Origin of the sequence: Pseudomonas sp. FW300-N2F2 (genome assembly GCF_017351655.1) — a bacterium.
Taxonomy (GTDB): domain Bacteria; phylum Pseudomonadota; class Gammaproteobacteria; order Pseudomonadales; family Pseudomonadaceae; genus Aquipseudomonas; species Aquipseudomonas fluorescens_AA.
Genome location: NZ_JACNDQ010000004.1, coordinates 423,094 through 435,914, shown reverse-complemented (window position 1 = coordinate 435,914; position 12,821 = coordinate 423,094). Strand labels below are relative to the sequence as shown.

Sequence of the window (12,821 nt, the reverse complement as noted above, 5' to 3'; positions counted from 1 at the left end):
CTTTTCCGCCTGGATATCTCATGCGCAAAGCATCGTCAGATATGACGATGATGTCAATAGAGGGCCGCCGAACGGCTACACAAACTGGAGTTCAAGCTGAGGGCGTGTTTGTTTTTGAGAATACTAATTTAGCGATGAGGCCATTGCTGTACGGGCTTCACCTACCTTAAATCTCGAGATTTGACCCCATGAAAACCACTAAAAACCGCAACGCCCAACGCAACGCCAAAGCGATTTCGAAACGGAAAAAACACCCCATTCCAAAGCCAGTAAAAACGGCTCAAAAAAAAATCCCACTGAAACGTCCTTTCGTTCTTGGGGGCGTAGGATTGCGCTGGTCGGGTCAAACCATCATTTACATTTCTCGCTAACGGAAAATTAGATTCCCGGTGATTTTTCGCCGGGAACCACTACACCGTGCAACGAGGTAGCTAAATAACGGAGGTGATAAGGGCATCCAAATTCGCCAAGCTGGATGCCTTATCTATAGCGTAAGGTCTTTTAGTCCTCTGGTTAGGTACAACCAAAACGAATTTCGAAGGCCGCTGCAAAGGAGATTGTTGTCGCATTTCGCCTCGGCGAGCGGGCAAAAAAAAACCTCGTTACCGAAGTATCGAGGCCTTTTTGACTTCCTTTGCCGCAACGCATTGGAAGGAGCAGCTGGGTACAACTACGAAGCTGTTGTTGCGAACGACAACATAGAAGCCCCGCGCATCAGGTTTTGAATTTACTGATTTTGATTACCCCGCGCAAGCCCCCAAGCGCCATTTGAGTGGGGATAGGCGCCCACATCGTCACGTGAGCCGGAGTGTATTCGGCGCACTCACCTCTTGTCTTACTCGCTACCGCCGATACGGTTTCCTGTTGTGGCTCAACGCGCAGCTCATCAACGATCCTTCTGCCTTTGAAAATGGAAACCCTATGAAATTCCTCAACTGGGCGTCGTCGCCGAAACCAAGAAAATTAACACTGTCCTTACTACCTTGAGTGCCCTCGCAGCGCTAATTTCAGTGTACGTGGTGTTCTTCCCGCTCTCCCATCACAACCCCGAAATTATCGGTCGTTGGGAAACGGATTATTCCTATCCAGTCAAGATGACGTCGGCCATGGTACCGGCGTTGCGCTCTACGGCGATCTGATCGATCCCTTGTCGGCCCAAGGGCCGGTATCCATTTCTCACCGTATCGAATCCGTAAAGCTGCTCCCTGGCGCCCAAGGCAACCAGCGCGAATCTTATGGTTCGTTGACCATGAATGCGGTCGCTCGACCCGAAACTCTTCAGCCCGACAAGCAGCGCGTGTTCAGCATGGCCATCACCAGCCTTGATGATCGTGACAAAGGCCGCCCTTCGGCGTGGTCATCTGCGGTAGATCAGTTGACCTCAGACGCACTGGGTGACACACAGCGAGCCAGGAGCTATAAGGGTGCCCTAGACGCGGCTTTGAGCCCAAGCCCTATTCTTGGGAAGATGTTCCTACAGACACTTGGCTTGTCCGTTTGGACTTAAAAGTTTGGTCAAATAAGTCGGCTGTTGGATGTCTTGGTTATTATTCACATCGTTCCTGAATGATCGCCAATACAATCATCATTACGTGCCCTTCTTCTACCTACCGAAGTGATGACTGCTGGTTTGAGTTTTGAATTATCGCCGAACCTTAAGGATTTGGCGGCTTATAAAACTCCCCACCAATCAGAAATGGCCTGAAGAAATTATCATATACATTTTTGTTATTGAACTCATCTGGCTCGCGACCAAACAGACGCGCAGGCGACATGTGGGGCTGAACCAGATCCTCATCCTTTGCATATGTTGATGTAAATAGTATCGCGCCCCTAAGCAACAGCTTATTTTTCACCGAGCTGATCAATGCGGAAGCGGGCATTACTTTCCTACAAGACTGAAATGAATGGTAGAACATCAAATCTTCCCGCAATGTTATCTGGTAAATACCAGCTGCCCCCACAGATTCAGCAATATCGACAAGGACTGTGTCGGAGTTCTTTCTGGTGGGAATTTTTTGCCTGATTTTTACGCGCAACAAGGAATCCTCTGGAGTAACCGGTGCCCCTCCATCTATTGAAATCCCAAAATTACCCTTCATTATCAAACCTTGGAACTCGTCGCCTTCCTCGTCTCCAGAGGCTTGACCGAGAAGATCAGAAAAATCTATATCCCCAGACCCAAGCGTTGCATCCACGGCAATGGGTAAAGTACTGTCACCAAAGCAAAGTTCAGCAAGGACTCCATACCAGGGCTGGTCATAGGGTAGCAGCAGTGAATCATTGACGACGATTATGTAATGTGCACCCTCTGGTACGTGTCCGGCCGTTTTGTGAGCTTCTAACTTTACTAATTTGTCGTTAATAGCTGATGTAACCGATAACAAACGCTCACGAAAGACCAAGTCTCGCTCTTCAGGCGTTAACTCTCTCCGGCCAATAAGCTCTCTGATAGTAGCTTGCGGGGTTGGCGTGACCACTTCGAAACAAAATATTTCACCACTCTTCTTCGCGACAAAGTCAGGCCCAGCATCCTTGCTATCAATATCGTAAAAGCCCATCCCTAAAAGCCGATAGTAAAATAGCAACTCTGCCATTCGCTGTGAATATATACCAACATCATCCAGCATTACTTGCGTATTGAACTGAGTGTCTTTTAACTCTGAAAAGCTCAAAAATAGGGATTCCAGGCCTTGAAGCATAGAGTCCAGTATCAGCTCCATACGCTGAGCACTTTCGGGTGACTTCTTGAAAAAATATTCGAATCTTGTGACTAAGATAGCTCGCCATTTAGTTCGGAGATGGGCTATACACAAATCGTTAGTTCTGTTCTTTTTTATCGTTCCTGGCTTTACGGAACTAGGCGCTTTATTTCTTGGCATAGCGATCAGGCTCTCACTGTCAGATAGCACTTGTAGCATAAAATCCCGCCAGAATAGGTTACTGATCTAGGGCAGGCTTGCACTGAGTTTATCTTTAAAAAAGTGGCAGGTGTCGCGGAGCTGGACAAGTCTTGACTTTGAAATTTTTGCTGGCTGAAAACAGCCTTAGGGCTGCTAGGTTACTCCTTCGCTGGTTCCGGAGCGCCTTGCTCGCCCATATCACCATTTCAAATTTCCCCCGCTCCGTGAATACCTCGCTCACCTGACGCAGTTGGTTAGCGGGCACCTCCGTCAGCCAGCGCACGGGATTATGAGCCTTACATAGTCCTGCTGCCCAGATCACTTGCAGGTTGACCGCTCACCGCCCCCGGCACAGAGTCAAACAGAATGCGTAGGCCAACTTCTCGCCGAAAGCAAGAGAGTCGAAGCCAGAAGGGCCGAGACAACGCGGCTCCGCCGCCGGGGCTCGGTTCACGTGAGCCAAAGGTATCTGCCAGGAATGAGCCACTGGCCATGGTCAACCCAGCGCCAGCAGATCCTGCCTTCCAACTCGCGGCCTATAAGCACGGCACAGGTAAGCACGGCACAGGACGCTTGGGAAATGAATCGCCAGGAGCCTAGCGCTATTCCGGTGACCAACGGTTGCTTTAAGCGCGGAGGGAGAGCGCAAAATGTGCGCACAGCAGCGTTAATTCGCGAGAGGTGGCGGATGAACCTTACACAGCTCGCAGCTTTTTTTGACAGGCAACACACGCCGGTGGACGGCTGTAACTTGTCTGCCCAAGAGGCTGCAATCACGGCTCACGAAAAGTTTTCACCGCGTCCATTTTGCTTGGTGAGCCAATGGACGATTCTGGACCTCCATGTAGGCGACGAGGAACTCAATGCTCTTCGCTCGCGAGGCTTAGAGCCGGTGGTGGTTTATGCATCGTGCGTTGTGCTGGACAGCCGTAGACGTTACCAGCCAAGTGATTGGGTGCGCAGCTCCTTTCAAACAAGCTATGAGGCGCCAAGTTTTTTCCTCACAAAAAATACCGTGTACGTGCTGCTTGGTAGGGGAAAGCGGCAGGTGATCACCGTCGATGATCTCAGTGCACTCTCGGGGCAATGATTCCCCTGCGGATAAACACATCGACACAAGCACGTTCGAGGTTAACGATTATGGATAAGCGTGAGGTCTGGACGGTACGCTGCGAAGATCCCAACGATGGCACCGGCGATATCATCGTCAATTTTCCTCATGAATTGTTGAATCAAATGGGGCTGGTGATTGGAGATCGACTACTGATTACGGTCGTGAACGGCTCTATCGAACTCAGGCCTGTCGCTGAATCATCCCCCAGCCCAGTGAGTGATAGACAAGAGTCGCGCACAGGTGCATCGCGCCTCTATCGCAGCGGCCTAAAATCTCTCCTCCACATTCCTATCGACGCCACGGATCAACAGATTCACGATCTGGTCGAATCGGGTTTCACCGCGAACAGTGTCCAAGCACTCGTTGACTTCGGGTTACTCAACATTGATTTGCAGCACAAGTTTTCGAGCGGCGAGCGTTCAACCCTAAGTGAAAGCGACTACATCTTCAGGATTGCTCACATCATCAGCCTTGCCGAGATCCTCTTCGGGGACATTGAAAAAGCCACGCGCTGGCTCTCCAAACCGAAATCGCAATTTTCAGGCAAAACCCCCTTCGAAATGCTTTCCACCACTCCTGGAACGCGTCGAGTAGAGGAACTGCTCACTCAGGGCACAGAGGGAATGACCCTTTGAGCTCATGGCTCGTAAGGCGGTAGTAAAGTGTCGTAGCCTTCCTAAACCGGCCGAGATATCGTAATGCCACTACCCAAATGCGCGCATTGGCCGACTGGCTTCATTAGCGGCCAAGTGCTTGAACAGGGACGTCACAGGTCGTCGACACCACTATGTGCGCGCGAAGGCATTTCATGTGTGTGTTACTGGAGTTATTGATGGAAAGTAAAAAACTCATTTGGGCCTTGGCGATGGTCCAGGCCATGATTTTTTCGGGTGTTGCGCAGGCCCAACAGCCGGCAGTACTGACTCCGCGGGTGGTGAGCGAACCGTACGAGGTGGCGCAGGGCACCTTTCTAAACCTGACGTTGGAGCGTGTCGATCCTGATTATGTATCGGCAATGCTCTATGAGAATGTTTATGACGACTACGAGAACGTGGCTATCCCAAGAGGTAGCCGTCTGTTCGGGCGTCAAGTCAACAGGGTCAACGACTCACACGACGTGTACTTCACTCAGCTGCAGCTCAGCAGCACCGGACAGACGCTCACCCTTGATCCACCGTTGCAAGCCACTTCGCCACTGGGCGCAGCCGGACTCACCAACTTTAAGCCTGCAGCAATAGCAGGAACCATTTGGCGTAAGGACCAGGTTATGCCGCATTAAGGATCTAGTACCTCAATCGGTGACGATTACCCCCAATCAATTTGTGATGTCGAACGCCGCAAAAATGGCTTACTCACGCACGTCGAGAGCATCCGATTTGGGAGCACAATGGTTTACGGCATCGCATTCTTCCAGTAATGGGGAATAGAGCTGTGACATTTCGCAATAGTTGCAACTATCTCGAAATAGATGCAACTGGCACGGTCGGCGTGCAAACGACCGTTGATTCAGAAACCCCAGACGCAGCGCGGGCTTGCGAACGTCTTTATCTCCCGCGATCCAACATATTGATAAGGCCACCCTTCAGCGGGCTAACGTACAGAGCGCCCATAGCCCCGATCCGTCGAGGCTTGTTGCCGCCACAACCGCAATCCGCAGTTAACTAGCGGGCAGGCGGGTTCTGCGCGATCCAGGCATTGGTGCCACTGTTGGCTTGGGCGTAGTGATGGTTGCGCGTCAGCTCGGATACCCAGAGTTTGTCGTCGCCATCCATGAAATTCCTGAGGTGGTCATGCAAGCCCTTTGCGGTGCCGTTATCGGCCACCAGCCAAAAGGACTCTTGCGAGCGATGCGCCCCGAGACGTTTGAGTTCATCGATCAACAGCTTGTAGTCCTTATTTTTTATGAGGTCATACGACACGGTGAAGCTAGTCATGATTGGCTCCGGACAGAAATGTAATTGGAGGAGTCGAAGGGCCGCTCGCGATGATGCGGCCCGTTCAGAGCATTAGGTCAGATCGATGGTGGTGGCGGTCGAGCCATAGGTCTTTACTGCGACGATCCCCTGGTCGCGGGCGTAGGCCGAGCTGTAGGTCTGGCTGGTGCCGATGATCTGATTATTCGCAGCACGCAGTACGAAATACGGGCGCAGGTTCTGTGCAACGCGTTTATCGTAGTACTGATCGTACGGCGAATGCGCTTTGCAGGAAGCAATCCCGTTCTCGCAGCCAGATTTCTGGAGATACCCCTCGCTGGCTAGGATGATTTCGCCATTCGGCGCTTTCAAGTGGAAGTAATACTGGTTGTTCTGGGAGGAGCGGAAAATCTCATAATGTGCAGCCATGTGAACCTCGGATCAGTTGCGAATTAATGAACAAGCGCGGTAATGGCGCATGTTGTGGGCCGTAATTGGCTTGAACTGAAGGCTACGCAAGGAGTCGTTAGTGGGCTAGGCGCTAACAATTGGATCCATTACCGGGCGCTTGTTCCTCCACCGCGTTGAGAGGTTTTTGCTAGCCAATGCAAGTTTTCAGCCTCAAACGTGAGCAAACTCTCACGTTTATGCGGAGCTGTGGGGGTTGTAGAGCTGATACCCTAGCCCATTATGCGCACGAGGTAAAAAGCATGAAAAAGATTGCAATCATTGAAGATTCTCCTGACACGAATAATGCCCTTGCTGGGTTTTGCAAGAGCATTGCCAAGGACATTGAAGTTCATCAATTCTTTGATAGAGAAAGCGCCGAGAAGGCGATTGTAGAAACGGCTTTTAGTTTAATTGTCTTGGACATCGAGTTGCTGCCGGAGAAAAATGCTGGTGTTGGAATACTGCGAACAAATATAAGTAACCACAAGTCACCGGTCATGGTGGTCTCCGGACTTGATGCCTCATTGTATCGTGGTGTCATGCGCCAACTGGATGTTTGGGACTACATGGAAAAACCCATTCCTCCGGACGGTCAAGAGTTTGTCGAAATGGTACTGCGGGTGCTCAGGGCCCAGACTGGACCGAGTGTGGAGGATAAGGAAGCGCTGATTACATACGACCAATCCACTACAAGAATGCGCTTCAAGAATAAAGCGTTGAATATTCCTCAGACGGCCAAGAATATTCTCTGGCGGCTCTACGAACGCAGAGGCTCTTATGTCCCATATGCCGATTTTTTCGAGTTGGTGAAATCAGGCCGTAACCCTGAAGCTATCCGTCAGCATGTTAAGAATATACGTGACGCCTTAGAGGAGGTGGGTGAATCGCCGGATCATGTCGTAGTAATCAGGATGAAAGGTGTGCAATGGCAAGACTGCGTCAATCCTTAAACAAGTTAAAAGGGAATCTTTACCGAGCCAAGGCTCGGGTGTTGATCGTGGGCATTATGACCGGCATGGTCTTGCTGGTTTTTTTTGGCACGATTGCAGTGTTGCGGTTCAGCTATGTTTCAGTAGCACAGCAATACCAGGCAGCCATTCAGAGAACGTTACAACGTGTCGCGGCTGAGTTCGAAAGTTTGGAGGGTAACATTGCCTTTTCTAACTTCGGAGAGCAGTCTTCAGATGGGCACGGTATACCCGTGGCAAAATTGCCTCTTGAGTTTATCAATGTCATTCCTGGACATGTCGAAGATCTCAAGCCGCTTCTAGGCTGCAGCTTCAAAACCCTGAAGGATTCACGCGATCAACTGTGCGCTGGGGTGTTAGAAAATCGCGATTATGGTGCGCTAGTGTATCTTCGCGGTACGTTTCATGTCGACAGCGAGCTGACTTCACCGACCTATGCGAAATCCCCCTTCAAGGCCCACCACTTCAGCGTCGCGGTGACCGCACGGGGTCGCACCAGCCACTTTGTTGCCACCTTCGATCCGGTACGCCGAGCGGATGCTTCGACCGCCAAGCTGTTCTCTCCAGCGTGGAGCATTGCTGGTTTCAAAACCACCAAGCAAGGGGCAGATGATTTTACCCGTGAGCGTGATATCAAGGGTCGTATTTTGGCTCACCTGACCCCTGAAGGAGCGGTCAGCAGCTACGAGTTCATTCTTCAATTACCCTTGTATGCTTACCTCGAAGCGCCGGAGACGCAGACCATCTGGCCTCCTGAAGACATTTCTCAGGCGAGAGTCGCGTTAAAATTGCTTGGACCTATCGGTGACGGGCAAGGCCAGATACTCATGAATGGCCTAGAAACCAACGAGCGACCTGTATTCTCTTTTGAGTCCATGTCGCAGTACTTGTCACCAGGAGAAAGCCTTCGCTTCATTGCTTCTCCCGGAAGTGAGCCTATCGAGGTGTTTGCCGGTAACCACGGAGGCCGCAATGAAAGCCGCTCTGCGCTGGCACGCTTGGCCAACAGAGTCGTTGAGCTGGTGACGCCTTCGATTGCTACTCAGAAAGCCGTCGTACTCTCCAATGGCGGCAGGATAGAGTTGAGCGGAAACCCTGCCTTGGTATTAGGCGGGTGGAGCGCTGCAGCAAAAGCAATTTTGGCGTTTGCAGCGATCCTCGGCACTCTCCTGGTGATAAGTGGTTTCGCGATTCACCACTATGTACTGGCACCTCTGAATAAGGTCAGGCGTAACACTATCTATATGCGAGGGCGTTACTCGGATGCGGATGATTTCAAGTTACCGTACTTGATCTTAAATCAGCATGACGAAGTGGGCGTGCTATGGGCAAGTATTGAAGATTTGCACAAATCTATTACCACATATGGGCGAGAGGCGCTGGAGAACGCCAAGAATGAAAGCGATATCCTTCGCGCCATTGGCCATGAAATCAAGTCTCCCTTGCAAGAGCTGCTGATACGTCACAATAAACCCGACGATCCCAGTGCTAAGAGCCTTAAGCGAATGTCCTATGCCTTAAAAATGCTCTCCGGTAACCCTACGGCGCCGAGTTCCGGAAAGTCGCTCGGCCCCAAGGAAGCGATTAGCGCATCTCGTGGCCACCTCACCAAAGAAAACGTGGTTGAGTATCTGGAAAATGCCGCCGAATCCAGTGATGGGATTACCTTTGCTCATTCTTCCGGCTCGTTGTATGTCAGTGCCGACGGCGACATGCTGGAAGCATTACTGACCGCAATCCTGAATAACGCCAAAGAGTTCCGAAATCAGGGAACGGAAATCACTCTCAAGGTGTTCGCCGACGCAAGCTGGGTTTTAATCGAGGTAGGTAATCAGGGGCCACAGATCCCGCCTGATCTGATTGACGAAATCTTCGAGTACGGCGTGAGCAGCCGTGACTCGGACGGTGAACATCAGGGTTTAGGGCTGTTCGTTGCCAAGCAGTATGTAAAAAAGATGGGTGGCGACGTTCACGTCAAGAACGTCGAAGGTGGGGTGCGGTTTGCAATCAAGCTCGCGAGGGCACATTAGGACCTGACAGATCGTGAGCAGCACGTAGTGAAATCCAGACCTCTGCCGGCGAAGCCGATACAGCGTGAATTGCATGGCTGTATATTTTGAAAGAAGGCTTAACGGCGCCAACCTGAAAGCTGTAGGAGTATCGGCAAGAGCAAAGGGAAAAGCTTCGTAAGGCGTTCCAGCCAATCATTTGAATTGGAAAGCGTTACCAAATTTGCAGGCCGCGAAACGTCATCAAATAGGCGCCACTTTTGCGTCGCGGGAGAGAAAGCAAACCGGTAGACTCTTAATCATGGCGATCTAACATGACGGGAGTATCGGTTTGGCTGGACAGCTTCAACGCATTGATTTGTCGTACTCTCGCGCTAATCTCCGGCATCCCGATAGCTCTGTCGAAAGCCTAAAAGGCGATCACTTGGTCTGGTGGTACGGTCCTATTCGCCCAGGAAGGCCCACCCGAACTATCCCTTTAGCCAAGGTGCATTTCAGACAGCTGTTCAACGATGTGCCAGGCCCCTGGACTTCGGCCACAGTGCCACTCAGCAGCTTGCCTCATTATCGAAAAGGCACCATTTGGCGTAACGGCAAATGTATCTCCGATACGAATCTAGCCTCACCCGCACGGATATTTGATGTGGACTTCAACGAGTCAGGGTGGTCGCTGACGTCAAGAGCCGACTTGCTAAAGCAAGATAGGGCTAACGTTTTCCATCATGACGAATACCCTCTGAAGTACCGGCACGATCTTTCTCGCGTGATCGACTTCAAGCTGGGTGGCAACAAGAATTTGCTCATTCCATGCACTGAATACTTCGTGCGTGCTTACGCCAGGAATATGGAAATTTGCCGAGCCTTGGCAACGTTGCGTTGGTCCGACGTTAAATCCGTTTTTTATGATGATGAGCGACGTGAAGAGCATCGATGGTTAGTCAGGCCATCCAGGAAAATGCGCAACTATGATGCGGTTTTTCTCGCGCACCTGCTCTACGACGATTACACAGAAGACCGTATCAAGCACGTGAATGCACAATTTACGTCGCAAGATCCGTTGTCGCAGATATTCATGGAGGCGCCCCCCTGGTTTCGGGGCAAAGGGCAGCTCCAGTGTCGAGGCAGATGGATCAATAACGGTAATACCTTCCTGTGCCTAAATCTGATTGGCTCCTCTCAACCGGCCGGGCAAGAAATTGAATGGCAGCGCAAGAACTTCGACAGCAGCGAAGGTGAGGATGGTGGACGGATAGTGCTCCCCAGGCCGGTCCGAACGGCCGAGGCCGAAGAATTCTTAACTGAGCATTCCCATGCCGAGCCAGACAACCACTCCGAAACCGTTATCGTTAAAACGCCACCTTTCAAAACTTTGGGCGAAAAACGCAAAGTTAAAAAAATTAAGGAAGTGATCAAAGCCAACCGTGGGCGCCTCGGCCCGCGCCCTTCAGAGGCGAACTCGCATTCATCCGGAGAAGAAACCGGTTCCGGCAAGAACATCGGCAAGCTAGAGCATGTCGCCGATCCCGATCCCGATGTCGATGTCGAACTCGAAACGCATGGCTTCCTTAATGACATCTGGAATGCATTCCGATCGATCATGGCGGCTAACCCAAGTCGAGTGACGAAGGTGAATTGGTACACACCTCCGAAGTTCCGGGATCAGGGTCCTCCGAGGGCCATTTTGTTGCGGCCAACACCTGATTGGGAACCGGAGGACAAATCTGCCCTAGGATGGGTATACCTGGATCGCAAAACCGGTAAGTGTCGGGGATTAATGGTACTGCGCATTGTGATAGATGGAAAAAACTACTTTTGTTTCGAGGTTCAGCCGATCAATCCTAACAAGGCTGAATACTCTGGCGTGCTCATGAGGTCACACGTCCACAGCCCCGAAGAGTTTGAAGAATTCGTCAAGGAGATTTGCTCGCGGGTGCGATACGTCATGGGCAGGTTCATACACATGCACAGGTATTTCCCGCCCAACGCCAAGATCTTCAAGCATCACCAGAGGGATGCAAAAGTGCTTTATCGAAGCCGTTTGATTAACGTATTTAGGGAAATGGGAGTGACGCTTGATTGACTCATCCTGGATGCTCGCCTCGCCGATAACTGCTAGCTGACGGCACCCAAAGATTTTTCTCCTCATGGGTAACGCTGTAGCCAGCGACGTCTCGGTAGTCCTGCCGCTGGAAAACCAGTTTTTTCCGACTTGCCCTCGTCACATCGTGAAAATAGGCGAGCGCCTTCACGATCCAACGTCCCTCGAAGTCGCCCTCGGCAGGTTCACTTAACATTGCCACCAGCTCACGCTCTGCTTTTTGCCGTCTCGCCTGAGACAACCAGCGCGCATCAGGCTTCACTTGCAGTTCGAGTCCGTGACGCCTATTTAAATGGCCGATGAAACCAGCGACTGCCGCAACCTGGCCTGGTGAGCCTCGCCAGAAAGACTGTAACGATTTCTGAGCCGGCAACTCCCCCAATTTCAGTTGAGCATTCTCGAGCAAGTTAACGGCGGCGCGGGCGGCTAGCCGGACTGACCGCAGATCTGTAAGGCCTTGTTCCATTTTCGCCTTCAAGACGCTGACATACTCGTTAAGCAACTGAGCCGACCATCTGCTGGAAGGCTCCGACAAAATTGCCGCAAGGCGGCGATGCTCTGTGTGCTCATCGCGCAGCTGCACATCGACAGTAACCACACCAGTTTCTGTCAAAAACCGCATTGGACTTTCGGCCTTGCGCAGCCCTGCCGCACCGAAATGCTGCAGGAGTTGTTCGTAGGAAGGTGCCGCACTCCAGTTCGAGTCGAGTACTGCAAAAAAACGGTAGTGAACGTTGATGTTCAGCGCAGCTTTATGTGCCCCTACACTCGCTAGGAACCATTCCCCGAATTGACTGAACAGCTCAGTGATGTGGTCACTGCTGAAACCTTTGACGTTGATCGCTAACCGCTTATGAAAAACGCGTAGCCACTCACATATTTCGCATTCGCGGCCGCGACCAGCAGGCATCTGTTTGCCGCATGTATCACACGGGTGGGAGATCGCAACAGTGCAAAGTTCGCAAGCAGTGGAGCCGTCCTGTCCACTGATTAATACGCGATGACGCCGGCAGCGTGGACAAGTCCCCTTCGCAGGGCCACTGCAACTCGGGCATCTGCGCAGTCCTGTCGACTTGCTCCGAGCCAGTCGCTGGGAAAGCCTGCCGCACACCTCGCATGGCTCCGGGACGTTGAAATAAGGGCGACACGGCTTGCACACTGGACCGTATTGCGTACGTAGGCCTATTTTAAAATCCACTTTTGCGCATCGTACGCAAGGTTCGGCGCGCTCACAGGCTGAGCAGTGTGCCGACTGATCAAAAATCGGAAGTCGAGCGAAGTGCCCGCAGCTAGAACACATTCGCCGTTTGAAGAGCCGTGCGTAGCATGTCTCGCAGTAGCGCTTGTTCGCATGCACCTTCTTGGC

At 51.6% G+C, this 12,821-nt stretch carries 12 protein-coding genes; 8 read left to right on the top strand and 4 right to left on the bottom strand.

The features are described from left to right. The first annotated feature begins 188 nt into the window (after window positions 1-188). Both J4E63_RS28550 and J4E63_RS31445 read left to right on the top strand, forming a co-directional pair. The gene (locus J4E63_RS28550; protein WP_207283998.1) at window positions 189-371 is read left to right on the top strand and encodes a hypothetical protein; all 183 of its coding nucleotides are present in this window, start codon (window positions 189-191) and stop codon (window positions 369-371) included. A 692-nt stretch (window positions 372-1,063) separates the two neighbouring features. Continuing rightward, window positions 1,064-1,507, top strand: coding sequence for a S8 family serine peptidase (locus J4E63_RS31445; RefSeq protein ID WP_404943348.1), 444 nt, complete (start codon window positions 1,064-1,066; stop codon window positions 1,505-1,507). Window positions 1,508-1,655: 148 nt separating this feature from the next. On the opposite strand, the gene J4E63_RS28545 is transcribed toward J4E63_RS31445, so the two are convergent. Next, window positions 1,656-2,723 (bottom strand): hypothetical protein, encoded by a 1,068-nt coding sequence (locus tag J4E63_RS28545; protein ID WP_207283997.1) that lies wholly within the window; start codon window positions 2,721-2,723, stop codon window positions 1,656-1,658. Window positions 2,724-3,591: 868 nt separating this feature from the next. Between J4E63_RS28545 and J4E63_RS28540 the strand changes: the two genes are divergently transcribed. The 3 genes from J4E63_RS28540 (at window position 3,592) to J4E63_RS28530 (ending at window position 5,296) form a co-directional block, all read left to right on the top strand. Continuing rightward, the gene (locus tag J4E63_RS28540) at window positions 3,592-3,993 is read left to right on the top strand and encodes a DUF6957 family protein (RefSeq protein WP_207283996.1); all 402 of its coding nucleotides are present in this window, start codon (window positions 3,592-3,594) and stop codon (window positions 3,991-3,993) included. A gap of 50 nt (window positions 3,994-4,043) precedes the next feature. Next, window positions 4,044-4,652 carry an MbcA/ParS/Xre antitoxin family protein gene (locus J4E63_RS28535; protein ID WP_259334263.1) on the top strand — a complete coding sequence of 203 codons (609 nt, stop codon included), beginning with the start codon at window positions 4,044-4,046 and terminating at the stop codon, window positions 4,650-4,652. 197 nt (window positions 4,653-4,849) lie between these two features. Next, on the top strand, window positions 4,850-5,296 hold the full coding sequence (locus tag J4E63_RS28530) for a hypothetical protein (protein WP_207283995.1): 447 nt from the start codon (window positions 4,850-4,852) through the stop codon (window positions 5,294-5,296). A 382-nt stretch (window positions 5,297-5,678) separates the two neighbouring features. Here the strand turns inward: J4E63_RS28530 and J4E63_RS28525 are convergent, their stop codons facing one another. Both J4E63_RS28525 and J4E63_RS28520 read right to left on the bottom strand, forming a co-directional pair. Continuing rightward, window positions 5,679-5,951, bottom strand: coding sequence for a hypothetical protein (locus tag J4E63_RS28525; RefSeq protein WP_207283994.1), 273 nt, complete (start codon window positions 5,949-5,951; stop codon window positions 5,679-5,681). 72 nt (window positions 5,952-6,023) lie between these two features. Then, window positions 6,024-6,359, bottom strand: a complete 336-nt coding sequence (locus tag J4E63_RS28520) for a YegP family protein (protein WP_207283993.1) — start codon at window positions 6,357-6,359, stop codon at window positions 6,024-6,026. A gap of 281 nt (window positions 6,360-6,640) precedes the next feature. On the opposite strand from J4E63_RS28520, the gene J4E63_RS28515 reads away from it, so the two are divergent. The 3 genes from J4E63_RS28515 (at window position 6,641) to J4E63_RS28505 (ending at window position 11,437) form a co-directional block, all read left to right on the top strand. Beyond that, complete coding sequence (locus J4E63_RS28515; protein ID WP_207283992.1) at window positions 6,641-7,330, top strand: response regulator transcription factor; 690 nt, start codon at window positions 6,641-6,643, stop codon at window positions 7,328-7,330. Then, on the top strand, window positions 7,306-9,378 hold the full coding sequence (locus J4E63_RS28510) for a HAMP domain-containing sensor histidine kinase (protein ID WP_207283991.1): 2,073 nt from the start codon (window positions 7,306-7,308) through the stop codon (window positions 9,376-9,378). The genes J4E63_RS28515 and J4E63_RS28510 overlap by 25 nt, the downstream gene beginning before the upstream one ends. Before the next feature lie 622 nt (window positions 9,379-10,000). After that, the gene (locus J4E63_RS28505) at window positions 10,001-11,437 is read left to right on the top strand and encodes a hypothetical protein (RefSeq protein WP_310650721.1); all 1,437 of its coding nucleotides are present in this window, start codon (window positions 10,001-10,003) and stop codon (window positions 11,435-11,437) included. Window position 11,438: 1 nt separating this feature from the next. On the opposite strand, the gene J4E63_RS28500 is transcribed toward J4E63_RS28505, so the two are convergent. Further along, on the bottom strand, window positions 11,439-12,365 hold the full coding sequence (locus tag J4E63_RS28500; protein ID WP_259334262.1) for a hypothetical protein: 927 nt from the start codon (window positions 12,363-12,365) through the stop codon (window positions 11,439-11,441). Between the last annotated feature and the right edge of the window lie 456 nt (window positions 12,366-12,821).

Bases quoted from the DNA above. Each gene is read 5' to 3' on its own strand.
- J4E63_RS28550 (WP_207283998.1), top strand. From the start codon at position 189: ATGAAAACCACTAAAAACCGCAACGCCCAACGCAACGCCAAAGCGATT.
- J4E63_RS28545 (WP_207283997.1), bottom strand. From the start codon at position 2,723: ATGGAGCTGATACTGGACTCTATGCTTCAAGGCCTGGAATCCCTATTT.
- J4E63_RS28540 (WP_207283996.1), top strand. From the start codon at position 3,592: ATGAACCTTACACAGCTCGCAGCTTTTTTTGACAGGCAACACACGCCG.
- J4E63_RS28535 (WP_259334263.1), top strand. From the start codon at position 4,044: ATGGATAAGCGTGAGGTCTGGACGGTACGCTGCGAAGATCCCAACGAT.
- J4E63_RS28530 (WP_207283995.1), top strand. From the start codon at position 4,850: ATGGAAAGTAAAAAACTCATTTGGGCCTTGGCGATGGTCCAGGCCATG.
- J4E63_RS28525 (WP_207283994.1), bottom strand. From the start codon at position 5,951: ATGACTAGCTTCACCGTGTCGTATGACCTCATAAAAAATAAGGACTAC.
- J4E63_RS28520 (WP_207283993.1), bottom strand. From the start codon at position 6,359: ATGGCTGCACATTATGAGATTTTCCGCTCCTCCCAGAACAACCAGTAT.
- J4E63_RS28515 (WP_207283992.1), top strand. From the start codon at position 6,641: ATGAAAAAGATTGCAATCATTGAAGATTCTCCTGACACGAATAATGCC.
- J4E63_RS28510 (WP_207283991.1), top strand. From the start codon at position 7,306: ATGGCAAGACTGCGTCAATCCTTAAACAAGTTAAAAGGGAATCTTTAC.
- J4E63_RS28500 (WP_259334262.1), bottom strand. From the start codon at position 12,365: ATGCCTGCTGGTCGCGGCCGCGAATGCGAAATATGTGAGTGGCTACGC.